The organism is Clostridium sp. TW13, from assembly GCF_024345225.1.
Taxonomy (GTDB): domain Bacteria; phylum Bacillota; class Clostridia; order Clostridiales; family Clostridiaceae; genus Inconstantimicrobium; species Inconstantimicrobium mannanitabidum.
The window spans coordinates 399,399-422,384 of the sequence record NZ_BROD01000001.1 but is presented as its reverse complement, the minus strand read 5'-3'; the positions used below and the strand labels follow the sequence as shown (position 1 = coordinate 422,384).

Annotated in this window: 21 protein-coding genes; 3 read left to right on the top strand and 18 right to left on the bottom strand. The window is 30.1% G+C overall.

The annotated features are described in order from the left end of the window. Nucleotides 1-16: 16 nt before the first annotated feature. The 10 genes from minC to OCU47_RS02040 form a co-directional block, all read right to left on the bottom strand. Nucleotides 17-649, bottom strand: a complete 633-nt coding sequence (minC, locus tag OCU47_RS02085) for a septum site-determining protein MinC (RefSeq protein WP_261826940.1) — start codon at nt 647-649, stop codon at nt 17-19. Between the two features lie 411 nt (nt 650-1,060). Then, entirely contained in the window at nt 1,061-3,988 is a 2,928-nt protein-coding gene (locus tag OCU47_RS02080) for a penicillin-binding transpeptidase domain-containing protein (RefSeq protein ID WP_261826939.1), read from the bottom strand. A 91-nt stretch (nt 3,989-4,079) separates the two neighbouring features. Continuing rightward, nucleotides 4,080-6,935, bottom strand: a complete 2,856-nt coding sequence (locus OCU47_RS02075) for a peptidoglycan D,D-transpeptidase FtsI family protein (protein WP_261826938.1) — start codon at nt 6,933-6,935, stop codon at nt 4,080-4,082. Between the two features lie 8 nt (nt 6,936-6,943). After that, the gene (mreD, locus tag OCU47_RS02070) at nt 6,944-7,444 is read right to left on the bottom strand and encodes a rod shape-determining protein MreD (RefSeq protein WP_261826937.1); all 501 of its coding nucleotides are present in this window, start codon (nt 7,442-7,444) and stop codon (nt 6,944-6,946) included. A gap of 16 nt (nt 7,445-7,460) precedes the next feature. Continuing rightward, entirely contained in the window at nt 7,461-8,318 is an 858-nt protein-coding gene (gene mreC / locus OCU47_RS02065) for a rod shape-determining protein MreC (RefSeq protein ID WP_261826936.1), read from the bottom strand. A gap of 5 nt (nt 8,319-8,323) precedes the next feature. Further along, nucleotides 8,324-9,340, bottom strand: a complete 1,017-nt coding sequence (locus tag OCU47_RS02060) for a rod shape-determining protein (RefSeq protein WP_261826935.1) — start codon at nt 9,338-9,340, stop codon at nt 8,324-8,326. A 19-nt stretch (nt 9,341-9,359) separates the two neighbouring features. Continuing rightward, nucleotides 9,360-10,046 (bottom strand): RadC family protein, encoded by a 687-nt coding sequence (gene radC / locus OCU47_RS02055; protein ID WP_261826934.1) that lies wholly within the window; start codon nt 10,044-10,046, stop codon nt 9,360-9,362. Nucleotides 10,047-10,073: 27 nt separating this feature from the next. Further along, a complete protein-coding gene (locus OCU47_RS02050) occupies nt 10,074-10,640 on the bottom strand; it encodes a Maf-like protein (protein WP_261826933.1) in 567 nt (188 codons plus the stop codon). A gap of 157 nt (nt 10,641-10,797) precedes the next feature. Further along, nucleotides 10,798-11,499 (bottom strand): hypothetical protein, encoded by a 702-nt coding sequence (locus OCU47_RS02045; protein ID WP_261826932.1) that lies wholly within the window; start codon nt 11,497-11,499, stop codon nt 10,798-10,800. 217 nt (nt 11,500-11,716) lie between these two features. Then, nucleotides 11,717-13,168: an aminoacyl-histidine dipeptidase gene (locus OCU47_RS02040; RefSeq protein WP_261826931.1), complete on the bottom strand. Its 1,452-nt coding sequence runs from the start codon at nt 13,166-13,168 to the stop codon at nt 11,717-11,719. Nucleotides 13,169-13,684: 516 nt separating this feature from the next. Here OCU47_RS02040 and OCU47_RS02035 point away from each other — a divergent pair. Beyond that, nucleotides 13,685-14,788 carry an early set domain-containing protein gene (locus OCU47_RS02035; protein ID WP_261826930.1) on the top strand — a complete coding sequence of 368 codons (1,104 nt, stop codon included), beginning with the start codon at nt 13,685-13,687 and terminating at the stop codon, nt 14,786-14,788. A 175-nt stretch (nt 14,789-14,963) separates the two neighbouring features. Here OCU47_RS02035 and OCU47_RS02030 read toward each other — a convergent pair whose 3' ends face one another. The 6 genes from OCU47_RS02030 to OCU47_RS02005 all read right to left on the bottom strand — a co-directional run bounded on the left by OCU47_RS02030 (nt 14,964) and on the right by OCU47_RS02005 (nt 18,288). Beyond that, nucleotides 14,964-15,419: a hypothetical protein gene (locus tag OCU47_RS02030; RefSeq protein ID WP_261826929.1), complete on the bottom strand. Its 456-nt coding sequence runs from the start codon at nt 15,417-15,419 to the stop codon at nt 14,964-14,966. A gap of 88 nt (nt 15,420-15,507) precedes the next feature. Beyond that, entirely contained in the window at nt 15,508-16,230 is a 723-nt protein-coding gene (locus OCU47_RS02025; RefSeq protein WP_261826928.1) for an endonuclease V, read from the bottom strand. A 108-nt stretch (nt 16,231-16,338) separates the two neighbouring features. Further along, on the bottom strand, nt 16,339-16,788 hold the full coding sequence (locus tag OCU47_RS02020; RefSeq protein ID WP_261826927.1) for a hypothetical protein: 450 nt from the start codon (nt 16,786-16,788) through the stop codon (nt 16,339-16,341). 12 nt (nt 16,789-16,800) lie between these two features. Further along, the gene (locus OCU47_RS02015; RefSeq protein WP_261826926.1) at nt 16,801-17,214 is read right to left on the bottom strand and encodes a hypothetical protein; all 414 of its coding nucleotides are present in this window, start codon (nt 17,212-17,214) and stop codon (nt 16,801-16,803) included. Between the two features lie 198 nt (nt 17,215-17,412). Then, nucleotides 17,413-17,838, bottom strand: coding sequence for a hypothetical protein (locus OCU47_RS02010; protein WP_261826925.1), 426 nt, complete (start codon nt 17,836-17,838; stop codon nt 17,413-17,415). Nucleotides 17,839-17,994: 156 nt separating this feature from the next. Then, nucleotides 17,995-18,288 carry a hypothetical protein gene (locus OCU47_RS02005; RefSeq protein ID WP_261826924.1) on the bottom strand — a complete coding sequence of 98 codons (294 nt, stop codon included), beginning with the start codon at nt 18,286-18,288 and terminating at the stop codon, nt 17,995-17,997. A gap of 396 nt (nt 18,289-18,684) precedes the next feature. Between OCU47_RS02005 and pyk the strand changes: the two genes are divergently transcribed. Then, nucleotides 18,685-20,103: a pyruvate kinase gene (gene pyk / locus OCU47_RS02000; RefSeq protein ID WP_261826923.1), complete on the top strand. Its 1,419-nt coding sequence runs from the start codon at nt 18,685-18,687 to the stop codon at nt 20,101-20,103. A 172-nt stretch (nt 20,104-20,275) separates the two neighbouring features. On the opposite strand, the gene OCU47_RS01995 is transcribed toward pyk, so the two are convergent. Next, the gene (locus tag OCU47_RS01995) at nt 20,276-20,797 is read right to left on the bottom strand and encodes a tetratricopeptide repeat protein (protein WP_261826922.1); all 522 of its coding nucleotides are present in this window, start codon (nt 20,795-20,797) and stop codon (nt 20,276-20,278) included. A gap of 81 nt (nt 20,798-20,878) precedes the next feature. Beyond that, a complete protein-coding gene (gene rpsA / locus OCU47_RS01990; RefSeq protein ID WP_261826921.1) occupies nt 20,879-22,051 on the bottom strand; it encodes a 30S ribosomal protein S1 in 1,173 nt (390 codons plus the stop codon). Between the two features lie 366 nt (nt 22,052-22,417). On the opposite strand from rpsA, the gene OCU47_RS01985 reads away from it, so the two are divergent. Then, nucleotides 22,418-22,972 carry a hypothetical protein gene (locus OCU47_RS01985; protein WP_261826920.1) on the top strand — a complete coding sequence of 185 codons (555 nt, stop codon included), beginning with the start codon at nt 22,418-22,420 and terminating at the stop codon, nt 22,970-22,972. The last annotated feature ends 14 nt before the right edge of the window (nt 22,973-22,986 follow it).

Here is a 22,986-nt window from a genome sequence, read left to right as displayed (position 1 = left end):
ATCTTCCTCCATACATTTAATACATATATTTATTTGGTAAATACGGTTCAACAATTATTGCATTATCCTTTAATTTTGCTACTTCTGGATACCTAGGTTTCTCCCCGTCTGGAGAAATTGTAAGCACATCACATATCTGCAAAACTTCAGGCTGTAATGAAAATGCAGCTATAATAGCCTTTTTGTTTCCATTGCTTCCTGCATGTACATGACCCTTTAATGCTCCTAAGACAATTATATTTCCATGTGCAACTACTTCTGCTCCTGGATTAACGTCTCCAATTATAACTATATTCCCTGTGTACTCTATAAGCTGCCCGCTTCTTACAGTTCTCTTAATAAATTTAGTACGTCCTTCACTTACCCCTGAAAAAACGCGTTCTTCTTTTTCTTGTTTTTCCTTAAAGATACAATCCTTAATCAAAACTTCATCAAATAAAATTTCTTTTAGTTTTCTTTGCATCCTATCATCAACATGATTCAAATCCATAATTATTGTTAAAACAGAACCCTTGTAGAACTTCTTGCCCTTTTTCAATCGTTCTACAAGAGTCTCCACCATTTCATCATAATCTGAAAATTTATTCATATCAACAACTGCATTGACACCTTCTCGATTACCTTTTATAAATATCCTATCGTCTAACATATTGACCTCCGATAATCATTATTGGTCAAGTTCCTGCTATATTAGTCATCTTAAAATAATAAGTACGTCCCTATACAACACATATTGTGACTTGTTATTCATTTTTAGATTTCTTATTTAATACTTAAGAACTATAAATTTTCATGTGGTTATTGATATTTCATCAATATGAGGCATCTTCAAAAAAATAAGTAAGTCCATATATAGCGTAATATTTTGACTTGTTATTTATTTTCAGATGCCTACAAATTCAACACCATATTGATTGTTTATTCAACATAAGTGTATAAAATCCTCTATTTTAATCTAAATTTTATATTTAAAATTAAAATTATCAATTCTTCTATATTATCGTAATCTATTGCTTGCCCTTTACCTAATCCTAGCTTTTATTTAAATTTTCCCAATCCACTATTTTTGTTTAGTATCTGTTGTATCCTTCATATCTTTTAACTGTGGATCAAAAGCATATGGATAGGTAGGAGTGTAATTCATTTTTTTCAAATCATCCTTAAAATAATTTTCATAAATTGCTCTAGCAACTGGTGCAGATTGGTTACCTTGATATCCATCATAAGTTACTACGCATACGGCTATCTTAGGATTATCAACTGGTGCAAAGGATACATAAACCCCATAAGGTCCTCTTCCTACAGCTTTTTGATCATTAGAGTTACTTGTATAAGAAGCTGTACCAGTCTTACCACCTGTAGATATTGGAAATCCAACCCACCATTGTGCAGAAGTACCACCACCAGTTTCTCCTTCACCTTGCTGATTAACCTTCACCATACCTGCTTTTATTGCATCAAGATTAGCCTTGTTTATATTCATTTTGCTTATTATTTCTGGTTTAAACTCATTTATTACATTGCCATTAACATCTGTTATCTTATCAACTAGATGAGCCTTATATCTTGTTCCACCATTCATAACTGTAGCGATATATCCAGCTAGTTGAAGTGGTGTAAATTCATCAGCACCTTGTCCAATTGATGAGTTAATAAGTTCTGCTGGTGCTGTTGCAGCCTTGGCCTTGTCAAATACTGCAAACTGACCTAAAGCAATTGAAATTATATCAACCTGTCTTGAAACTGTAGAACCTGCTTTTTCAACACTTTGCTTGTAAGCTGGTGATAGATTAATTATATCCATTAATGGCTGCTTAAGAGCTTTTACAAAAGCATCATAACCTAAAACATTTTTATCTGTTCCTTCATCATGAATTCTAGCAATAATCATATCTTTTAATTTATTCTTTGCATTTTTTAATTCTTCTTTGTCTGTATCGTTACTTCCTATTTCTAATGGTATGAATTTATAGGAACCATAATGTCCTTGTCTCATGGCATCTACTAATTCTAGCTTTCCATATAAACATACAGTATCCTTAAAATTCTCTAAACTATATACATTACCGAACTTTTCTTGTATCTCTATACCTGTTCCTGGTTTTTCATTGCTTGTAACATCATAGCCTAAGCCCACCTTCCAAGCATACTTAGCTAAAACATCTAAGTTTTTAGTGCCTTCGCCTGCATTCTTCCATAATCTATACGCAGTTTCATAGTAGAAATAGTTACACGAAACCATCAAGGCATCCCTTACATCTATAAGACCATGAGTTCGAAGTCCATTACTTTCAGTATATACTTCACATTCTGGTGCATAGCTCTTATTTTTTCCTGATATTTCAGGATAATCATTAAATTTACCTTTATCTAATATCTTAGTGTCTGGAGTTATTACTCCACTTTCAAGTCCTGCTAAAGAGGTCAAGGCCTTAAAGGTTGATCCTGGTGGCAAGGTTCCCATGGTTGCATAATTATAAAATGGTTTTGGATATATTTCATACTTATCTAGTCTTGTTCCATCCTTTTGTTTTGGGAATAAATCATCCACAGTCTTATTAAGACCATTTCTAAGAATATACGCTTTTGCAAAAGCTTCATAATCAGGAGCAAAATACTCCTTCATCTTCTCATCTGTAAGAAGTCCTGGTACTGAAAAAGTGTTAGGATCATAATCAGGAGCATTAGCTAATGCTAGTATTCTTCCAGTATTAACCTCTTGAACCACAACAGCTGCTCTTGTTGCATTTTTAGCCTGTCCCTGATTAGCAGGATCAACCTGCATTCTTTGCATATTTTCTTTTAATGCCCTTTCAGCCACAGCTTGTAAATCCCTGTTTATAGTTAAATGAACATTATATCCAGGGGTTGATGCCAATTGTGATAGCTCATCTGTTGCTCTACCCTTTGAGTCAACTTTTACAATTTTACCGCCGTTCTTCCCCCTTAGATAGTTTTCAAATGCTGCTTCAATTCCTGTAACTCCAATCTTATCACTGCTTATAGAATAACCTTTTTCTTCATATCTATCTTTTTTAGAAGAATCTATTGAAGAAATATATCCTAAAACTGAAGACGCTAAATTATGGTAAGGATAATATCTAACTGGTTCCAACGAAACATCTATTCCTGGCATGTCAGACATCTTTTGATAAAAAATAAACGCTGTATTTTTACTTATATTTTCAGCCAAATTTATAGGGCTTGTACTTGTAAAATATTGCATTTGTATAGCATCCTTTACAATAACATATCTTCTTAATTTCTCTATGCTACATTTGCTTTCTATTCTTTTAGCTAAATCTCCTATTATTTTAAAAGCATCTTGCACATTAGCTGCATTTATTTGTTTGTTCAATGCATTTTTTTCATCCTTAGATAAATTTAATATACTATACATCGAATACTTCCAAAGCATGAAATTGAAAGTTTGCTCTGGTGTAATCTTAAGACTTTCTTCCTTTACCTTTTGTTGCTTTTCTTCATTATAATCTTCATCACTAATGTTTTTATAAGTTTTACCCTTTATAAAATCAGCTATACCCCTATCATTTTTGAAGGTAATTTCCATAGCCTTTTTTACTGTATTATCATCCGTATTAAAAAGAAAATAGAACCCCTTATCCTTTGAATACTTTAATTTCAAATCATCTTTTTGCTTTTCATTATTCTCATCTAGTATCTTGAACGTATTATCCATTATCGTAAAGAAACTATCAGTATTCTTTTCATTTTGTGAAAAAGTAACATTATATGCTTCCATGTTGGTAGCTAACGTATTTCCTGTTGAATCATAAATCTTTCCTCTAGGTGCTTTTTCGGTTATAACTTCTCTACTAGCTACATTTGCTCTTGTTTTATAATCTTCATATCTATAGACTTGCAGATAAATCATTCTTGAAATTATAACAATAAAAATCACAACCATAATAAGCAATAGAACGGAGTACCTTTTCGTATACTTTTCATCCTTGTCCATATTATCCATAACTAACACCTTCTAAACTAAATTTGTCTTGCATACATAATTAAAAATTGGCTGAGTAGTATAATAAAAATCTACTCAGCCTCTCAGTAACTTATGGGATTTTATCTTTCTGAGCCTCTAATGGAGGATTTAGAGTAAAATCATAATATTCTTGAGTATCCATGTATACTGGTTTATAATTTGGGTTTTCTTTCTTTAATTTATCTCTAAAGTATGTTTCATAGATTGCTCTGGCTACTGGTGAACCAAGATATCCATGAGCACCATCATATATAACTACTGTCACTGCTACCTGGGGATCATCCTTTGGTGCAAAAGATACATACACACCATAAGCTTCTCTTCCATACTTTTTCTCATCTTCTCTAAATGTAGCTGTACCTGTTTTTCCTCCAGAGGATATTGGAAAAGTCTTAAATACAGAAGATGCTGTTCCCATATCAGCTGTATTTGCCATTTCCATACCATCTTTTATTGCATCTAAAGTTGTTTGCTTCATTTGTATTCTATCTAACACTTCAGGCTTAAATTCATCAATTACTTTTCCTTGATAATCAGTAATTTTATCTACTAAGTGAGCTTTATACCTGGTACCTCCATTTACTATTGTAGAAATATACATAGAAAGTTGTAATGGAGTAAAATTGTTTATACCTTGACCTATAGCAGCATTTATTATTTCTGCTGGTGTCTTTATAGAAGTATTTTTACTGTATAAATAAGCTTCTACAGCATTGGCAACTAAATCAGGAGAATTTTTATGACTGCTTCTTGAATTAAAATCTGAAATATTCTTCTTGTAGACATCAGAATTTTGTTCTAATTCAGAAACAAGACTCTTAATTTTAGTTTTTAATTGTTCTAATCCATCAGTTATACTCTTATCTCCAACAGTTTTTAATTTTTCCTCTATTACAGATTTTATGTCTTTCTTAATATTTTTCACTTTCTCTGAATCAGAACCATTGTAGGCTATATCTAAAGGAGCAAAATAATATGTATTATTGTAGTTTCCTTTACCTAAAAAGTCTACCAAATCGAATTTTGCATATAAGGTATTCTGAGCTCTAAAATCTTCAAAACTATAAGTTTTTCCAAACTTCTCTGGTATCTCAATTCCAGTGCTTGCTACAGCATCACTATTAGGATTAACTCCAAGCCCAGCCTTCCAAGCATATTCTGCTATGGTATTCAATGCTTTCGTATTAGCACCATTCTTCATATACATCCTATAAGCACTTTCATAGTAAAAGTAGTTACAAGATACAGCTAAGGCTTTTCTTATATTTACCACTCCATGATAAGCATTATCCTTAGGTGCAAAAGAACTTCCGAAAGTCTCTGGGTGAGTATTAAACTCAGTTCTATCTACCATAGTCTCATTTAGTCCAACAACTCCCTGCTCAAGTGCAGCTACTGAAGTCATAGGTTTAAAAGTAGATCCTGGTGGAATCAACCCTTGAGTAGCATAATTATAAAAAGGCTTAGGCACTACATCATATTTATCCTCTCTAACTCCACTGCTATTCTTAGGGAAAAGTTCATCTAAACTTATACCTAATCCACGATTATTTATATACTGATTTCCAAACTCATCAAGGTTTGGTGAAAAATATTTATTTGATAATTCTGTAGTTATCCCCTTTGGATTTGAGAAAAGATTAGCATCATAACCAGGATAACTAACCATGGCAAGAATTCTTCCAGTTTTAACTTCTGTAGCAACTACTGCTGCTCTTGTAGCATTTCTAGTATCTATACCAGACTCACTATAACCCTTTTGTAAATATTCCAATTGATGCCTAAGCATTGTTTCTGCTGAATATTGAAGATTCTTATCTATAGTAAGATGTACATTGTTACCTGGTCCCGGTTCCAAAGTAAATAATTCTTCAGCTTTTCTTCCTTGAGAATTCACCTTTACTATAGATCCACCAGTGCTGCCTCTTAATACACTTTCAAAAGCCCCTTCTATTCCTGACACACCAATTAAGTCAGAGGATATATCATATCCCTTTTCCTCATATCTGCTACTTTTAGTTGAATCTATTGAGGAAAGATATCCAAGAACACCTGAAGCCAACTCATTATTTGGATAAACTCTCATTGGCTCTATTTTCACATTTATCCCTGGCAGACTACTTATCTTTTGATTAAATATAAATGCAGTATCTCTTTTTACATTAGATGCTATGGTTACTGACTTAAAACCTGAAAAACTTTGCATCTTAATAGCATCTAAAACTATCATAACCTTTCGCAAATCATTTACTGAATTCTTTGATAATAATTCATTAGCAATTTCACTCTCAGGCTTTGATGCATATTCCTTTAGTTTATCTGAATCTGTTACATACATCTTATAGAATTCATAATCCTTAAGTAACTTATAAAAACAATCTTTTGCTGATATGGATAGCAGCTTTTCATTTATTGCTGCTTCTTGAACTTCATTAAGTTCTATATCAGTTTTTCCATAAAGTTGTTTCTTCACAGTTTCATAAAACCCTCTGTCTTTTTTAAATCTAATTTCTTTTGCAGAGCTTACAGACTTATCTGATGTATAAAAATCAAAGTAAAATTCTCCTTTTTCATTGATTTTTATCCCAAACTTATCATCTTGTTTTTCACCATTTTCATCTAAAAGTTTCATAACATTATTTAATGTTTTAAAAATAGTTTTTTTTGCCTCTGTAGTTTCATCAAAACTTATATTATAGGTTTGTTTATTTGTTGCTAACAAAGAGCCTGAAGAATCATAAATTTTGCCCCTAGGAGCCTTTTCAGATATAAATCTTCTAGATTGAATATTAGCCCTGTCTTTATACTCATCATACTTATAAACTTGAATATATAATAACCTCATTATGATAATTCCAATAATCATTATCATAAATAAAACTAATAATTTATATCTTGTATCAATCTTATTTTTCTTCTTTTTCATCTAACCACCTATTTTTTCCTAAAATCCCATTGCTCCTTCATAATATTATTATTAGATAATTTGTAGATTTTATTATAGATTAAGAATGTAAAAATAAGGTTATATATAGCCATAATAATCACCATCTTATCAAAATCAAATCTAACTTTAAGGAAATAAAATATCACAAATATTGCTACATACTTTACTATAGTAGCAGCGAATGAAATTAATATTGGTATTAATCTTTTGTTTTTAAATATTCCTTCTCCTATTACTGCTGCAATATAGCATAACAGTAAATTTGTTAATGAGTTAATTCCAAAGGCATTCATAAAATAGACATCTTGTAATAATCCACTTACAACACCTAAATAAACTGCATCCCATTTCCCATTTACAATAGAAAATGTTATAACAAAACAAAATAACAAACTAGGATAATAACCGCTTATAGCAATAAACGGCATTATAGAATTATCTATTATTAACAGTACTACACAAATTAGCGCGAGTATAAGCTTCTTCATTTTCATACCCTCCCTACTAATATTTCACACCATCGTCAGTTATATTCCTCTTTTCTTTAGGAATAAGCACAAATAAACTTTGAAGTTTATTAAAATCTACGTATGGTTTGATTGTAGCTGTCTTCATAACTTTTACTTTGTCTTCTTCTACTGAAGTAACTTGACCTATTCTAATATCAGATGGATAAGCTTTTCCTAAGCCTGATGTTGTGATTACATCTCCAGCCTTAATTGTAGAATTTATAGGTAGCTGCTCTATTTTTGCTAAATTATTATTTTTACTATCTACAAATCCTTGCACAATACCACTTTCATTTGTAGTAACATCTTTACCTACAACCGCTATATTTTCATTGATTAGAGTTTCTATTTTGGACCAATTATTATGAACCTCAGTTATCTTTCCTACTAAACCTAATTCAGAAATCACAACCATGTCCTTTGTTAGCCCTTGGTCAGTCCCCTTATCTATAAAATATCCATTAGTAAAGCTTCCTCCACTTACACCAATTATGCTGGTTCCAACATAATTATAAGCTTTATTTTGATCAGCAAAATTCAGAACTTTTCTAAAATCATCATTTTGCTTTTTTAAAGAATCATATTCTATTAATTGATTCTCTAATTCTACATTTCTTTTCTTTAAATCATCATTTTCTTTTCTAATATTAGAAAAATTAAATAAATATTGAACTTCATTTTTTATTTTATCGTTGATTGAAAAAAATAACTTTTGAACAGGGTTTAACGCAGTACCTGTAGCGCTTGAAAAAACACTTAACTTATCACTCTTCACACTATAAACAATTACGCCTAAAAATGTAACTGACAGTACTATAATAGTTACTGCCAGTTTATTTTTGAAAAACTTCATGTTATCTAGCCTCTTTGTTGCTTGCTTATTATGTCGAACTTATCTAAAGCTTTTCCAGCTCCTAAAGCTACACAGTCAAGAGGTGATTCTGCAATGTGTACAGGCATATGTGTTTCATGATTAATTAATGTATCTAAACCTCTAAGTAATGCTCCACCACCAGCAAGCATAATTCCTTTGTCCATTATATCTGCTGCTAGTTCTGGAGGTGTTTTTTCAAGTGTTGTCTTAATTGCTTCAATTATAGAAGCTACAGGTTCTCTCAACGCATTTCTGATTTGTGTTTCTGTAACATCTATTGTTTTTGGTAGTCCTGTTATAAGGTCTCTTCCCTTTATAGACATAATTAAATCTTCTTCATCTTCTGTAGCAAATGCTGATCCAATTTGCATCTTTATTTGTTCTGATGTTCTTTCACCTATCATTAGGTTATATTCTTTCTTAATATAACTGATAATTGATTGATCTAGTTCATCACCAGCAACTCTTAATGACTTGCTTGTTACTATACCACCTAAAGATATAACAGCAACTTCTGTCGTACCTCCACCAATATCAACTATCATGCTTCCTGTTGGCTCATCTACTGGAAGTCCTGCTCCAATAGCAGCTGCCATTGGCTCTTCCATTAAAACAACTTCTTTAGCACCTGCTTGCTTAGTTGCTTCATCAATAGCTCTTCTTTCAACCTCTGTAACCCCTGATGGGAAGCATACTATAATTCTTGGACTTGCAAAAGCACTCTTACTTGTTATCTTTTCTATAAATTGCTTTAACATAGTTTGAGTTACATCGAAGTCTGCGATAACTCCATCTTTCATAGGTCTTATAGCTACTATGTTTCCTGGTGTTCTACCAATCATTTGCTTAGCTTCTGCTCCTACTGCTAATGGTTTCTTTGTCATATTATTAATAGCAACAACTGAAGGTTCTCTTAAAACAATACCTTTACCTTTTACATATACTAGTGTGTTAGCTGTTCCTAAGTCTATACCCATATCTTTGGTTCCAAATAAGCCCATTTTAATTTTCTCCCTTCGACTATATAATTCCTTTTTCTTTTAAACTAACATAATTGTTATTTCCAACTATCAAATGATCTAATAGCTCTATCCCAATTATGTTACCACATTCTTTGATTCTTAATGTTATATTTACATCTTCTTTACTAGGAGTAGAATCTCCTGATGGATGATTGTGACATATAATTATTGAAGCTGCTGAATTTTTAATGGCTAAATTAAAAATCTCGCGAGGATGAACAATAGAACTATCTAAGCTTCCCTTAAAAACATCTCTTTCTCCTATAATTATATTCTTTTTATTTAACAGCAATACTTTTAATATTTCCTGTTTTAAATGCATCATTTTATTCATAACTAAAGAAGCTGCATCACTTGGCGATGATATCTTTGTTTGTTTTTCACTCTGTAAATTTACTCTTTTGACTAATTCGCATATCGCCAAAATTTGTGCTGCCTTGGCTTCCTTGATACCATTAATATCCATAAGCTCTTTTTTTGAAGCATTTAATAAGTTATCTAAGGTTTTAAAATATGATACTATCCTTTTGCTTAAAAATAAGACATTTTCTTTGGATGTTCCACACCTTAAAATTATTGCTAATAGTTCATCATCTGTTAAAACCTCTGCTCCATATTTATAAAGTCTTTCTCTTGGTCTTTCATTTTGGGGAATATCCTTTATTGTAAATTTCTCCATTAACATACTCCTTTTTATTAAGACCCATCCCTCCTAAGAAATTCTTTTAATGATTTCTTTAAGCTTATTAAGTGGTAGTCCTACCACATTATAATAGCATCCGTTTATTTTTTCAACAAACACTCCGCCATAACCTTGAATACCATAAGCCCCTGATTTATCCATAGGTTCTCCAGTTTTTATGTATTCATTTATCTCTGCATCATTTAAATCTGAAAATTTTACTTGTGTTTCCACTGATTCACTTATAATCTTATTATTATAAGTATTGACTACTGTTATACCTGAATATACATAGTGAAGATTTCCACTAAGCTTTTTCAGCATTTCGTATGCATCTTTTTCATCCTTTGGTTTTAATAAGACATCATTATTATAGACCACTATAGTATCTGCCGCAATTATAATAGATGGCTCATTTATGTTTTTGCATACAGCCATTGCCTTACCTTTAGATAATTCTTTTACATATTCTTCTGGAATACCCTTATATACAACACTTGATTCATCAAAATCTGAAACAATTATTGTGAATTCCTTATAAAGTCTCTCTAAAAGTTCTTGCCTTCTTATAGAAGCTGAAGCTAATACTACGTTCAAATAATCACATCCTACGTCTTTTTGTATTATATCTTATATAGTTTATCATTTAATTTAATTGTAAACAAGTGTATATAATAGTTGTTAAAAGAAATTTTATAAGTGCCAAGATAAAAAAAGTTAAATTTATCTTGACACTCAATAAAAAAATCTATAATTATGAAATTTTATAAGAATTTATAACCTTAAATATTTCGCTATAAATCGCTTCTGAATTATCTTTGGTTATTTCATCTGGCAAAGCCTTTATATTATCTTTTAATTCCTTTAAAGTATTTATATTATCTCCCTTATCTATGTTTTCTAATCCTGCTACCCATTTTTTAAATTCATTTGTTTTTATTGATTTAACATCTTGCTTATTTATAGTATTTAATAATTTTAAATATCCGTTAACAATTTCTCCAATTTGATTGTCAACATTTTTATTTTTAGGGATTGAAAACATGACTTTCATAAAATTAATTTGCTTTTCATTTAGAGACTTAGCTATGTCATCAGAACTTTTATCTTCTCCAATGTATGCAACAACTCTAAATTTCTCATTATCCTTAAGCACTACAGCTTTTAAATTGCTATCTGAAAGCTTCTTTTTTGTATCATCTGCATTTTCCTTTTTGGCAAAGTAACCACATTGAATCATGCTAACATTATTCGTATCATTGGTACTCTTCTCATTATTTTTATCTTTATTATTAATAGGTTGAATAATATTCTTATTATCTTTAGGTGTTTCTCCATTATAAATAATTTTAGCCAGAACCGTTCCCCCAACTATAGCCACAACTATAATCAATGTTATAGCTATAATATTACTCCAATCTTTTTTCTTTTTTATGTTATATCTTGTGTACCTCATTGTCTCACCTCCCAATCTCTATACACTATATTTATTAAAAATTGAATATATATATTACTTATTTTTTTAATTATTTTAAATTCAAAAGGGATTTATGAAATATTTTTTCATAAATCCCTTTACTACATTATTATATATTCTATTATTACTATTTCTTGAAGAATGGTTTAGATTTACTAAAACTCAAGCCATTTTATTGTATATACTAAATATATTATTATGCTTTGATGTTCTTTAAAATCTCTAACAAAAGCTTCCATACATTTTGTACTGAACTTATACTCATATGCTCATTTGGAGTATGAACATCATAAAGGTTAGGACCAAAAGAAATCATATCCACATCATGTAACTTTTCTTTAAATAGACCACACTCTAAACCTGCATGTAAAGCTACTATTTCAGCATCCTTTCCAGTCAATTCTTTATGAACCTTTTCACATAAGATTCTAAGCTTTGAATCTTTGTCATATTGCCATTCTGGATAATCTCCTGAAGTTGATATCTCAGCACCAACTAATTCTGCTAACTTAGTTATTCTATCTACTATAGCAAATTTTAAGCTTCCAACAGAACTTCTTGTAGCACTATCAAACTCAATATCATTTTCCTTTGTCTTTACTATACCTATATTAGTTGAACTTTGAACCAAGTCCTTTATATCCATGCTCATAGTATCCACACCATCAGGTATTAAGGTTAATAATGCTATTGCCTTCTTTGTAGTGTCCTTATCCATAACCTTTGTTGAATTTTCTTCTAAATCAACAACTTCTACAATTAGATTATCATCTATACCCTTTAGTTCGTTTTTAAACTCAGTTTCCGCTTTGCTTACTATCTCTTTAACTTGGTTTATAGCCGCTTCCTCTACAGCAATTATTGCTTCTGCTTCTCTTGGGATTGCATTATTTTTTGAGCCTCCATTTAAAGAAACAAGATTAAAATCCACAGCGTTATCTATTTCATTTAAAATTCTACCTATCAGTTTATTTGAGTTGCCTCTTTGCTTTATGATTTCCATTCCAGAGTGGCCACCTTGTAATCCCTTAAGGTCTATCTTCACAAGCTTTCTAGCTGCATCTGTAAAGTTTATTCCTAAATTGACTTTAGTTCTTAACCCTCCTGCACAAGAAACAAGGAATTTTCCTTCTTCTTCTGAATCTAAATTCAATAGATATTTTCCTTTTATAACAGTTGGATCTAAATTCATAGCTCCGCCCATGCCTGTTTCTTCATCAGTTGTAACTAATACTTGTAGCATAGGATGTTCGATTGAATCATCATCTAAAATAGCTAAAGCATAAGCAACAGCAATTCCATTGTCTGCTCCTAAAGTTGTATCAGTAGCGTAAACATAATCTCCATCAATTCTAAGCTTTAGTGGGTCTTTTTCAAAATCATGTTGTGTATCCTTATTTTTTTCACAAACCATATCCATATGTCCTTGAAGTATTACTCCTGGTACATTCTCATATCCCTTTGAAGCTGGCTTTGTGATAATAACATTTAAGGCTGAATCTTGAACTACTTCTAGATTTCTATCCTTTGCAAACTTAACTAAATAATCACTGATTTCTTTTTCGTTTCCTGATCCTCTAGGTATCATGGACATCTCTTCAAAATATTTAAAAACTTTTTGTGGTTCTAATTTTTCTAAAACTCTCATGCTATTCTTCCTTTCTTTTCTCTCTTTTATTTTTCCATAAAACTTAGTCTTATGTTAATTTTAATTTATATATATAAATGTTTACCTATAATTATATATAAACATATAAATATAAACATATATAAATATTTATAGTGTTTATGCGGTTTCAAATGGTATCTAGTTATTTTTATACTTCTATAATCATAAAATACTAGGTTATAGCAACCATTGTAATTTTTATTCTATATCATATGAATCATTATACCATATTGACCACTTTATACAATTTGTTTGGCTATTATTTGAATTCAAAATTTATATAAAGAATTCTCTTACATATTAAAGCTTTTCTTAGGCTTTAATATTTTCACTCTAGATTAATACAACTGTATTATATTTAACGCATATTAATTTTACAATGTGCCACTGATTATTTGAGCACATTTTCATACAATGGTATAATATTCTTGAAAAGTATGATGCTCTCAAAGGCTTCTGCTTTATAAAATTTTATTAATCAAATGGAGGGTATTTATGAAAAGATTATTAACACTTGTATTAGCTTTAACTTTTGTATCAAGCTCAGCTTTAAATATAACTGCTAAAGCTAATACCACTAATGTACCTAAGCAATCTAACGTATCTAGTACTGCTGTAGATTTAAAATACAATAGTATAGATGAAATCAAACAAAAGATTAATACTATATTTCAAAGCAACAAAGCACAAATCATAAAAATGGTAAAAGAAATAAAAGACTTACAATGCAAAGATGAAGCTTATATGTTACGATACGGAAGCTGCGGAGTATCAAGTATTGTTTTTCAAAAAATTTTAATTGATAACGGAATTTATGTTGAAACAAGAATGGACTCTCAAATGTATTCTGGTCATGAATATAATCTTCTAAGAGCAAAAATGTCAGATGGCAGTATAAAACATATTGTTATAGACTTAACTTACAGACAATTCTTAAGAAATTATTTTAGACCACTATGCGGTACAAATCCTTCTGAAGAAGATATAGATAATAAAATTCTTCAAAGTAACCTACCTGAAATTCTTGTATACGAATTTGAAGATAAAGGTCAGATTGAAAAACAACTATCCCCTGTATTGCCTGGCGCAATAACTTCTTCTACCTTTACAGCCTTAAAAAATGCCTATGAATCTCAACAATATCCTGAATTGGCACTTCAAACAATTCACACTAGATATCTAACTCAGGATATGATAAACACACTTCAAAAAGGGGTGGACATACCAAATCCAATTTTAGCTCCTATATATTTAAGAGGCTCTTTCAATAACTGGGAAGCTAATAATCAATTCACCTACAATGGAAATGGAGTATTTGAAACTAAGGTATACCTAGATAGCTCAAAAAATAATGGAGAGTATGAATTCAAGGTAGCTGATCAAAACTGGTCAAAATATAACTTTGGATTGTATAGTTCAAATCCTATATCCCCTATATCTAATATCTCTTACAATCATTCAACTGTACAAACATTTATGAGTAACGGAAATAATCCTCCAAATATACATCTAAAGGTTTATAATTCTGGCACATATATCTTTAGAGTTGATATAGGAAGTGGTGTTAACTCTCCTCTTATAAGGGTAATACCTGACTAATTAGAAAAAATATCAAACAAGGCAGCATACGTTGATTTATTATCATTTACTTAATATTGCTGTTCTAAAAATAATCAAACAAATTACTTTATATTTTTGGACAAGCAAATGTCATTGTATGAGGAATAGCACCTCTATACAATGACATCCTTCTATGAAATGTAATCGAGCTATGTTATTTTCTAACTTCAAGCCTTAGAATTGCATCATTTCTATAACATATCCTTACCATACTCCCATTTTTCATGCCTTCAATATTAAAAACCGAGTGATTTAATCCTCCATTAATAGATGAATTGGAATACTCGAATGTTTTCGAGTCAACTTGGAATGATTCAATGCCTTTATAGCTAGATGCTGCTGGAGAAAAACTTTCTACTTTTCCTTCTATAACGTTATAGTTCCCATTTTTCAATGAATGTATATTATTTAAATAAGAATATAAACTTGCTATAGCAAATATCCCAACAAGAACTCCAGGAGGTATAACCCCTCTTATTATATTCCGATTTTCTATATCTTTGTGCTTACGAATAAGAAACACTACAATAGATATAGTTATAACTAAAGTTATATATACAATTATGGGCATATTGAAATAATTAACAGAATATATAACATTATAATTCATTTAAATCACTCTTCTTCTCTAAAAATTTAAAATCTACCTTTTTTGCTTTGAATCATTTTTACTATCTGACTTTCTTAGTCTCAATTTTTCACTTAACTAGTTTCCCATCTTTATACACAGTTCTCATTCTATGTGTTTCTAAATCAGCTAATCTAGTTGGAATTGGTACTCTACTTTCATTGTTAACTAAGTTTAGTACTATTTCTATAGAAGTTTCTAAATCAACATTATTTCCGCATGATACAAATATAGGCTTTACATCCTTTCTTGTTCTAAGAGTTCTACCATATACTTCTCCGTTTATTATAATATCCGTATATGAGCCTTCTTCATTTTCTGGAGTATTAAAATCCACTCCATTAATCTTTAAATAACTTTTTGCAACTCCTATAGTAGGCTTGTTTAAGAAAAATGATGCATGTGTAGCTATTCCCATATGATTAAAATGTAGATATCCGTTCCCATCAAAAATAAATATATCCGGTTCCACTACTAATTTTTTTGAAGCTTCAATAACTAAAGGCAATTCTCTGAATGCTAAAAATCCAGGTATATATGGCACTTTTATCTCCCCTACACTATTAACTTTTTCAACTACCTCTTTGGTATTATAATCAATAACAACTATACAACAGGTTCCATACTGCTTATTTCCTTCTTCCCAATAAGCTAAATCAACTCCTGCAACTAAATTAATATTATCCTTATTAAAAGAATTCTTTAGCACAATTTGTTCTTGCAGTGTATTCTGTACTTCTATAAACTCAGGTTCTGTATAAATATCAAAACTGTGAACTTCTTTTATCTCCATATTATCCTCTTTCTATTCCTTTCTAACTTTATATTTACTAATTGTTATTTTAAAATTTTTTCTATTTATTCTATAATAATTATATAACATTACTTTTTAATGTGTACTTCACCCTAAGCTACATAATTCTCTTTTAAAATCTTCATACATTGAAAATACTTCCTTTAATATTTCTTTTAACTCTTCATAATTATGAAAAACTAGATCTCTCAACAGGTTTTCTTCTCCATCTAGTTCTCGTTTAATACTAGACCATGTATCTCCATCATAATATTTATCTTGACTAAACAAATACCAACCTAATTCTATAAAACCATATTTTAAACATGCATGAACCTGAATTCTATAATTCAACACACTCTCAGTAACTTTAAAAAAATTTTCATTTTTATCATATTTAGCTTTATATCCAATATCGCTGAATGCCATTATGATTTCATTGTTATCATAGTCTTCAAATGTATTATCTCTATCAAAAGAATGCTCTTGAGTAAGCTTTTCAGCTCTTTTGGAGAAGTCTATTTTTAACAAGACATTCTTAAATTCTGATTTTAACACTTTTCTATCCCCTCATTTTTGTAATTTGGCAACAAAATCCTCAAATACTATTCGTGTAGCATTATCACATTTTTTAAGTATTTTTTCTATTCTTTCTAACATTGCTTTATCACTTGCTATTATTAATTTATTATCCAAATTTATAATTACTCTAAGAGTATCAATACATGTTTTAAACAACTCATCATTATCAATGCTAGCAAGTAGAATCAAACTTCTTATTAAAAATTCATTATTGATTTCAGGGGCACAATATGCAAACTGAATTTGCCACTCTATAGACTTCGAGGAGATGTCATCTAATAGCTTTTCCCAATCACTTTCACTAAATTTCTTTAAAATATCTGTAGCAATTATATTACCTTCATCATACCAATAGTCTCCTAACGATGAATTAAATAGATATTGGTTTAACTTTTCATACATATTAGCTACTCCTCTGAAAATTCCTTAATCTCATCATATATTTTTATTTAATATCATTTGAATTTTCATTTTTATATCTGCCCCCTATTGTTAAAACGTTAATTCTGAATCTAAAGGCTTTATATATCCATCCATCATAAGAAAGGCATCTTTTTGTTCATTATAAAATCATTTGTCCCACTAAATTCTTTTATAGCTTTATATACTCTCCAATCTATTTTGCACAAAACTCTTCATTAATTGAATTACATTTTTCTTATTACTTTCATCTATTTCATAAAACTTATCTAGCAATATAGCTAAATTCTCCAAATATTCCTTCTCAGGAACAATTTCTGAATATGGTTCAGGATATGCATCAAAAACTATACAGATTCCTATTCTTGCAACTAAGTTATTTGGATCATATTCTAATGCTTTTTTATAATATCCATACCCTCCATCCTCTCTAGAAAATGGATCAAAAAAGATTATCAAATCTCCCATACCACAATACGCTTTTGATTTCACAATATTTGAAGTTTCATTATCGCTTATTATCTTGGTAAATTGTTCAATTATCACTACATTATCTTCAACTCCAAACTTATCATATATATCGTATACTTTACTATCATCTATCATCTTATATTTACTCTCCATTTTCTATTATTAAATTTTCAGTCTTTTAATAGTAAATGACCTGCTTTCCATTAGTTTCTATAGTGTATTGAGTAATAGCCTTTCCTTTACCAATATTGAACTTATACTTTTATTTATTACCTCATTTTTTTCTCCTAATTATAACTTTGAAAATTTACGAAGTTCATATTTAACTTTACATTTTAGGTCTTCAAAGTCTTCGCAACTATTATTGGAATTTAGCATAATTTCTTCATTATTCACTTCTACTGCTAAAAAATCATAAACATTATTACTATATATAGAGATAGAACCCATAAAATTATTACTTGATATAACTATTTCAACTTTATCAACTTTGTGGCCTAACTGCTCTGTAATATCAATCAATTCAATTATATCTCCAAATTCTTTTAAAACTTCCTTTATAAAATTAATTATCTCAATAAGCATAATCTAAACTCCTTTTTCTATTTCTCAATATGCATTTATTTTATATTAGTTTCAACGAGTTTTAAAATTATTACTTTTACATATATTTCAATTGTATCTAGATTTCTTAATCATGTAAACAATTACCTATATTTTTTATAAAAACTCTATACATTCAAGGTGCTAATTCAAGCTTACTGTTCATACCTACTAATAACTGTTTTTTACTTAATTAATCGTTAGCCATCTGAAAATAACCAGTCAAATAGACTATCATATAAGCCTATTTGCTTTTATATGCCTTAACATTTTATTCTCTCCCTCCACTTCCAAAACCTTTTCACTTAGTGTACACTATAAATATTACTAGGAATAAAATTTATTCTTTTTAAAATACTTATTTTATGGGGTGATATTATGCAAAAAACAAAAATGATTTTTACAATTGGTCCTGCTAGTGATAATGAAGAAACACTTAGAGAACTTATGAACATTGGTATGAGCGCTGCTAGACTTAATTGCTCTCATGGTACTCAAGAAACACACAAACAAAAAATAGACTTAATAAAGAAATTAAGAACAGAATTAGACAAACCAGTTGCCATTGTATTAGATATTAAAGGTCCCAAAATAAGAACACATAATTTTTCAGGAGATGAAGCCACTTTAAATGAAGGTGATGAATTTATATTCAGCTGTGGTGAAGAAATCCTAGGAGATAACAAGCATTGCTCTATTTCCTATACTAAACTATGTAAAGATATAAAACCTAATGATACTATCCTAGTTGATGACGGATTATTGGAATTTAAGGTTACATATGTCGAAGGAACCGAAATTCATACCACAGTTGTGATAGGCGGTACTATTAAAAATCATAAGGGAGTTAACATTCCAAACTTAAAGATTGATTTACCTGCTATAACTGAAAAAGATAAAGAAGACTTAGCCTTTGGTTGCAAGATGGATGTAGATTTTGTAGCAGCTTCTTTCATAAGAAAGGCTGAAGACATTACAGAAATAAGAGAATTCTTGAAACAAAATGGTGGAGAGAATATAAGAATAATAGCTAAAATCGAAAGTCAAGAAGGCGTTGATAACGTTGATTCAATTCTTGAAGCTACAGATGCTATCATGGTAGCAAGAGGAGATATGGGAATCGAAATTCCTATTGAGAAAGTTCCTATAATCCAAAAGAAGATAATAAAGAAGTGTAATGCTGCAGGTAAGGTAGTAATTACAGCTACTCAAATGCTTGATTCTATGATAAGAAATTCTAGACCTACAAGAGCTGAAGCTTGTGATATCTGCAATGCTATCTTTGATGGTACTGATGCAGTAATGCTTTCTGGTGAAAGTGCTTCTGGTAACTACCCACTTGAATCAGCAAGAACAATGAGCAAGATTTCTTTGGAAACTGAAGCTAATTTAGATTATGAATATATGATAAACAAACTTCGTGAACCAAGCTTATCTCACTATGCAGATGCTATAAGTTATTCAGCTGCTAAAACTACAATTAAGCTTCCTACTAAAGCTATAGTAGCTGCTACTCAAAGTGGTGCTACAGCTAGAGTATTATCTAAGTACAGAACTAAATGCCCAATAGTTGCTATAACTGCTTCCGAAAAGGTTCAAAGACAATTATCTTTAAACTTTGGTGTTATACCTCAACTTTGTGCTGAGTTCCACACTACTGATGAAATCATCAATGAAGCTAAAAATGTAGTTAAGAAATTGGATATAGCTAAAACTGACGATACAATAATAGTTGCTGCCGGAATGCCAACTTCTCACACTGGTGGAACTAATATGTTCAAAATCGAAAAAGTATAATATGCATTAAAATAGGCTGTCTTAAAGGATAAACATTTTCTTTCTCCTCTAGACAGCCTTTTCTTTATAGTAAAAACAGTTGCTAAAATTATTTAAGGGAATGTAGATAGATTGGCTTTTTACAAATTTGTCTACATTCCCTTTTATTACTTAAGGTTATTAATTTTAATTGTTAAGAATTTAAGCTTGCAACTTTCTCTTGCAAATACTTGCTTTTTGGAAAAACTTCTACCAGCCTTTTATAAACCTTATTAGCTTTATCCAATTCTCCTAGTTCTTCTAATGCTTCTCCTAATTTTATTTGAATATCAGCATCAGCTTCTAAATCTTTATTATTGATTGACAAGATTATTTCTGCAAACTCCTTTTTATCACCAAGCATGAAGAAGTTTAGAGCTTTTAGAAGTCTAACTTGTTCTTCATCTTTTCTTTCATCAAGTGAATTGCAGCATTCTAAGCTTTGTTCAAATTTCTTAGAATAATATAGATCTATAGCTTCATCAATTAATATATTTTCGCTATCTTTATTATTCTTTATAGCTTTTACCACATACCAAATATAAATTGGACTTATTATTAAAAGAAACGGATTCATTATACAAAACATAAGATACATCAAACCTATTGAAATAAGTATCCTTAAAGGCTTATTTTTCTTTTTAAGATATTTGGGTTTACTAATTTCTTCTATCATCTATATATTCCAATTACTTAGGCATCTTCAAAAAATAAATATCCGTCGCACATTGTGACTTGTTATTTATTTTCAAATGCCTTATTCAAATTTTACTCCTGATAATTTATCTTTTAATAAGTCTCCTAAAGTTGATTCTTCTTCATTATCAGTGTATTGTAAGTATTCTTTTGATTTTTCTACAGCATCTTTTATGCTTAAGCTCATTTTATGGTTTGCTGCATCTATGCTAAGAACTTTTACCTTAACTGTTTGACCAATTTCAAGTACTTCTGATGGCTTAGCTATATTTTCGTCGCTTATTTCGCTTAAATGAACAAGACCTTCAACTCCATCTGCTACTTCTACAAAAGCTCCAAAAGTAGTGAATTTAAGTACTTTACCTTCAACTACATCTCCTGTCTTCATTTTAGATTCTACTAGAGTCCATGGATTTGTTGCAACATCCTTTAAAGCTAAGGATAATCTATTCTTTTCTCTATCAACAGATTGAATAAATACATTTACAGTATCACCAACTGAAACTACTTCTTCTGGATTGTTTACTCTCTTCCAAGATAAATCTGATACGTGAACAAGTCCTTCTACTCCTCCGATATCAACGAAAGCACCAAACTTAGCAAGTCTTGTTACCTTTCCTTCTCTCTTTTCTCCTACTGTTAATCCAGACCATAGTTCATTTTTCTTTGCTTCTATTTCAGCTTCTTCTATAACTCTTCTTGAAGCTACTATATTCTTTTTAACCTTATCACATTCTGTTAGCTTAACTTCAAGTTCTTGACCTACTAAAGTGTTTAATTCAATTCTTCTAGCAGCTGCTTGAGATCCTGGAATAAATACTCTTAGTCCTTTGTAACTTGCAATAAGTCCACCCTTAGTTTCAGATTTAACTTTAACTACTACTGTTTTTCCTTCTTTTTTAGCATCATCTACTGAATCCCATATTGAAGCTTCATCTGCTTGTTTCTTAGATAAAACTACATTTCCTTCTCCATCATCAGTACTTATAATTTTAACTGATATTTCGTCTCCTTCTTTAACTACATCAAAAGGATTAACATCGCTTTCAAATGAAAGTTCATCCTTATTTATGATTCCATCTGAAAAATAATTTATATTCACTATAACTTCATCATTAGTAACTTTTAAAACGCTACCTTTGATTATCTCTCCTGTGTGGATTTTTTTGAAGTCATAATTCTTTAATACATCTTCCATTGCTAATTCTTGTTCTAATTCTTGATTTTCTTCCATATATATCACTCCTAATCATATGCTAAATGCTTTACATAAAATTATTTTACCCCAGCGGCTCTATCTTAACAAGTTATTTAAAACTAATTATTAATATTTTCTTAAAGTTTTCAAGTTATGATACTACCCAAAACATGGTATAATTGTATTAGCAAAATAAAAATATTCGTAAAATTTCTTTAAGAGTTATTAAATAACCCTTAAAGAGTTAAAAATTAAAGTAAAATGAAGATATCAAGAGTTTATTCTTATTGTATGCATCTAACTTCTTATAAACAGTAAAATTTATAACGATATAGGTTATTTTTATACTTGTAAAGAGGTAATTTATACTATATAATAAATTCATGGATTTAGTTCTAGGGGGTGTGCAAAATTAAGTTTAACAAAAAGCGCTTTGTATTTACGCTTATACTGACCTTAATGTTTTTAACTTCTTGTTTTTCTATAGATATTCCAAATATCTTTGGAAATACAGGTAACCCCTCTGTAGCATATGCTAAGGGGAGTTCAAGATCATCATCAAGTGGATTTAAATCTAGTTCTTTTGGAAGTTCAAGTTCAAAGTCTTCCTCAAGCGGATTTAAATCAGGTAGTTTCTCTGGTAGTTCAAGTAAGTCTAGTGGCTCATCCTCTAGTGGCTTTAAATCAGGAGGCTTTTCAAATTCTAAAAACAATAATAGTAGTAGTTTCTGGGGATCAGGCAGCAATAGTTCAAACTACAACAACAATGGAAGCTATTCTACAAAACACTCATTTATACCGATACCAATTCCAATCCCATTTGGTAGATCGTCATATTATGGTGGTTATGGATACGGTGGTGGCAGCCTAATAGGCTCAGTTTTCAAAGTGATTATATTATTTATAATAATAATAATCTTAATAAATCTTATTAAAAAATATATGAGAAGAAAATAATGGAGGAATGATTT

What these genes read in the sequence shown, in the direction of transcription:
- OCU47_RS02030 (WP_261826929.1), bottom strand. Translation starts at nt 15,419, where the DNA reads ATGAATTATAATGTTATATATTCTGTTAATTATTTCAATATGCCCATA.
- OCU47_RS02045 (WP_261826932.1), bottom strand. Translation starts at nt 11,499, where the DNA reads ATGAGGTACACAAGATATAACATAAAAAAGAAAAAAGATTGGAGTAAT.
- OCU47_RS02015 (WP_261826926.1), bottom strand. Translation starts at nt 17,214, where the DNA reads ATGTATGAAAAGTTAAACCAATATCTATTTAATTCATCGTTAGGAGAC.
- minC (WP_261826940.1), bottom strand. Translation starts at nt 649, where the DNA reads ATGTTAGACGATAGGATATTTATAAAAGGTAATCGAGAAGGTGTCAAT.
- OCU47_RS02025 (WP_261826928.1), bottom strand. Translation starts at nt 16,230, where the DNA reads ATGGAGATAAAAGAAGTTCACAGTTTTGATATTTATACAGAACCTGAG.
- OCU47_RS01995 (WP_261826922.1), bottom strand. Translation starts at nt 20,797, where the DNA reads ATGATAGAAGAAATTAGTAAACCCAAATATCTTAAAAAGAAAAATAAG.
- radC (WP_261826934.1), bottom strand. Translation starts at nt 10,046, where the DNA reads ATGTTAATGGAGAAATTTACAATAAAGGATATTCCCCAAAATGAAAGA.
- OCU47_RS02080 (WP_261826939.1), bottom strand. Translation starts at nt 3,988, where the DNA reads ATGGATAATATGGACAAGGATGAAAAGTATACGAAAAGGTACTCCGTT.
- OCU47_RS02010 (WP_261826925.1), bottom strand. Translation starts at nt 17,838, where the DNA reads ATGATAGATGATAGTAAAGTATACGATATATATGATAAGTTTGGAGTT.
- OCU47_RS02035 (WP_261826930.1), top strand. Translation starts at nt 13,685, where the DNA reads ATGAAAAGATTATTAACACTTGTATTAGCTTTAACTTTTGTATCAAGC.
- pyk (WP_261826923.1), top strand. Translation starts at nt 18,685, where the DNA reads ATGCAAAAAACAAAAATGATTTTTACAATTGGTCCTGCTAGTGATAAT.
- OCU47_RS02060 (WP_261826935.1), bottom strand. Translation starts at nt 9,340, where the DNA reads ATGGGCTTATTTGGAACCAAAGATATGGGTATAGACTTAGGAACAGCT.
- OCU47_RS02075 (WP_261826938.1), bottom strand. Translation starts at nt 6,935, where the DNA reads ATGAAAAAGAAGAAAAATAAGATTGATACAAGATATAAATTATTAGTT.
- rpsA (WP_261826921.1), bottom strand. Translation starts at nt 22,051, where the DNA reads ATGGAAGAAAATCAAGAATTAGAACAAGAATTAGCAATGGAAGATGTA.
- OCU47_RS02005 (WP_261826924.1), bottom strand. Translation starts at nt 18,288, where the DNA reads ATGCTTATTGAGATAATTAATTTTATAAAGGAAGTTTTAAAAGAATTT.
- mreD (WP_261826937.1), bottom strand. Translation starts at nt 7,444, where the DNA reads ATGAAGAAGCTTATACTCGCGCTAATTTGTGTAGTACTGTTAATAATA.
- mreC (WP_261826936.1), bottom strand. Translation starts at nt 8,318, where the DNA reads ATGAAGTTTTTCAAAAATAAACTGGCAGTAACTATTATAGTACTGTCA.
- OCU47_RS02040 (WP_261826931.1), bottom strand. Translation starts at nt 13,168, where the DNA reads ATGAGAGTTTTAGAAAAATTAGAACCACAAAAAGTTTTTAAATATTTT.